The organism is Massilia sp. NBRC 108631 (assembly GCF_059704565.1).
Map to the genome: position 1 here is coordinate 1 of NZ_BAAKJE010000072.1, position 212 is coordinate 212.

Consider the following 212-nt stretch of genomic DNA (forward strand, 5'->3'; position numbering starts at 1 on the left):
CCCCCCCCCCCCCCCCCCCCCCCCCCCCCCCCCCCCCCCCCCCCCCCCCCCCCCCCCCCCCCCCCCCCCCCCCCCCCCCCCCCCCCCCCCCCCCCCCCCCCCCCCCCCCCCCCACCCCCCCCCCCCCCCCCCCCCCCCCCCCCCCCCCCCCCCCCCCCCCCCCCCCCCCCCCCCCCCCCCCCCCCCCCCCCCCCCCCCCCCCCCCCCCCCCC

At 99.5% G+C, this 212-nt stretch carries 1 protein-coding gene; it reads right to left on the bottom strand.

The genetic code is table 11. The features are described 5' to 3' along the window. A partial coding sequence (locus AC6H42_RS09375) for a hypothetical protein (protein ID WP_497547895.1) occupies positions 1 to 212 on the bottom strand: 212 nt, incomplete at both ends.